The following is a 2,451-nucleotide window of genomic DNA, read 5'->3' as shown; positions in this document are numbered from 1 at the left end:
GCTCCGTACAATAAAGCTTGGGCTAATTTTCCTAAGGCCACATAACCGTCGGGGATAATCACAAAGGCCCGCATCCCGGCCCTTCTTGCATAGGCTGCCGCCGCCGCCGAGGTGTTCCCGGTACTGGCACAAATCACCGCTTTTGCCCCTTCTTCTTTAGCTTTCGAGATGGCCATGGTCATGCCCCGGTCTTTAAAGCTGCCGGTGGGATTTAAACCATCATATTTGACAAAAACCTTGACATCGCGCCCGATTTGTGCTGAGAGATAGGGGGCGGGGATCAGGGGTGTATTGCCTTCTAGGAGGGTAATTACAGGGGTTTTACTGCTTACGGGCAGAAATTGGCGATATTCTTCGATCAAACCGCGCCAGCCGCCGATAGACGATGATTTAGTGGGTGATTGGGGGATCGATCGAGAAATAATTGTCATAGCCTTAAGGATACAGATTTGATTAGATGGCCCAGCTTCCTATTTTATCGAATAAGCAGGCCAAAAAATTAATCTCGATCGCCCGATTGGGATTCATGGGGGTTAAAACAGGGATGCGGAAAGATAAAAGGCAATAAAAGCCAATAAATGACTTTTTTGGTCAAAAAATAGTTATTTTATTGCTAAAACTCTGATTTTTTGCCCTTTTTGTCTTTCAGAAGTTGATTTAACTTAGTGTCAGCAGAAGTCCCTCGCTTTTAGCGATGGGATGAATGCTGACCAGCATATAGACAATTCTATAAAGTTGTGTTATCATAAATATAGATTCTTGATAACAGCCATGTACAAAGCATATAAATTCACAATAAAACCCAATACCGAGCAAGAAATAGCCTTAGCTAAAGGCTTCGGCTGTTGTCGCTGGTTTTGGAACTATTCCTTGAATTTATGCCAAGAAACCTATAAAACCACAGGAAAAGGGCTAACACGAAACTATATTCAGGGACTATTGCCTAGTCTCAAAAAAGAATATGAGTGGTTGACAGATGCTTATTCTCAGTGCTTACAGGTTGTTGCTTTGAACTTATCGCAAGCTTATCAAAATTTCTTTGAAAAACGGGCTAGATTACCAAGATTCAAGTCCAAACATGGTAGGCAATCAATTAGCTATCCAGCTAATGTCAAGTTTGAAGGTGACTACCTCAAATTACCGGGTAAAGTTGGATTAGTTTATTGTGTGCGTCATCGGGAATTTGAAGGAACAATTAAAACCGTTACTATCTCAAAAACTCCAGACGGTAAATACTACGCTTCTATTTTAGTTGATGACGAATTGGAGTTGCCTGAGACATCAAAGGATGGCAAAGGCATAGGAATTGATTTAGGACTTACTCATTTTGCCATTACCAGCAATGGTAGTAAGTATGAGAATCCTAGACATTTAGCTAAACATCAACGTAATTTAAAGCGTAAACAACAAAAGTTATCCCGTAAAAAGAAGGGAAGTAACAACCGTCAAAAAGCTAGACGTAAAGTAGCTAAAGTTCACTCTAAAATCTCAAGATGTCGTGAGGATTTTCTCCACAAGCTATCCCGTAAGATAGTTAACGAAAACCAAGTTATTGCGGTAGAAAATCTCAATGTTAAAGGCATGGTACGCAATCATAATTTAGCTAAGGCTATTAGTGATTGTGGTTGGGGAATGTTTTGTACAATGCTTAAATACAAGGCAGAATGGGAAGGAAAAACTTATATCGAAGTTGATAGGTTTTTCCCTAGTTCTAAAACTTGTAATGTCTGTCTAAATCAAGTAGCGAGTTTACCACTTGATGTTAGAACATGGACTTGTGAGCATTGCAAAACAACCCATGATCGTGATATAAATGCGGCGATAAACATCAAAAATGAAGCCTTACGGATATTGTCGTTAGGAACTAGCGATACTGCCTATAGAGGGGATGTAAGACCAAAAGTTGGGCGTAAGTCCGTCTTGAGGCAATCCCCCGTGAAATAGGAAGCTCTCAACTCTGTTGAGAGTAGTTCACTTAGCTGGTTATATTTAAATTGAAGATGGCTCCCCCCTTAATCCCTAGGGTTGATTCATAGTAGGGTTGATTCATGAATCAACCCTACCTTGAGGGGGTTTGATCCCCCCTTAATCCCCCCTTGATAAGGGGGGTGTTTGACAGTTAACACCTAACTACTTAATAAACCATCACCGGGTAAATAGCCAGAGATAGAAATTATGAAGGAAAGCACCGTCCCCACCATTAATCTCGCTCCTAAACTCAGACGCGATTTATCTTTATGGAATCCCTTTGATTATCTTTTGCTGTTGTACTGGGTGTTTTATTTTCCCCAAGCAGTGCGCTGGTATGTGGAAACGAGAGACGGCGGCGATAACCATACCGTACAATTGCGTCTAGGGATTCAGGGTCTTCTCTTAACTGTAATTACCCCTCTGATTATCTGTAGCATAGCAGCAAATTTAGGACTTTCTGTTGATTGGGGGGGCGTGGTG

The 2,451-nt window shown here is 41.4% G+C and carries 2 protein-coding genes and 1 pseudogene; 2 read left to right on the top strand and 1 reads right to left on the bottom strand.

The features are described 5' to 3' along the window. A partial coding sequence (locus IQ242_RS22445; protein WP_193961466.1) for a pyridoxal-phosphate dependent enzyme occupies positions 1-431 on the bottom strand: 431 nt, incomplete at its 3' end. 340 nt (positions 432-771) lie between these two features. Here IQ242_RS22445 and tnpB point away from each other — a divergent pair. Together tnpB and IQ242_RS22435 are read left to right on the top strand one after the other, a co-directional pair. Beyond that, a complete protein-coding gene (tnpB, locus tag IQ242_RS22440; RefSeq protein ID WP_002764978.1) occupies positions 772-1,944 on the top strand; it encodes an IS200/IS605 family element RNA-guided endonuclease TnpB in 1,173 nt (390 codons plus the stop codon). A 231-nt stretch (positions 1,945-2,175) separates the two neighbouring features. Beyond that, positions 2,176-2,451 (top strand): annotated as a pseudogene (locus IQ242_RS22435) (hypothetical protein); the annotation flags it as partial.

Source organism: Microcystis sp. LEGE 08355 (genome assembly GCF_015207185.1).
Classification (GTDB): domain Bacteria; phylum Cyanobacteriota; class Cyanobacteriia; order Cyanobacteriales; family Microcystaceae; genus Microcystis; species Microcystis panniformis.
The sequence above is the reverse complement of the archived record's forward strand: the minus strand, read 5'-3'. Positions and strand labels throughout refer to the sequence as shown.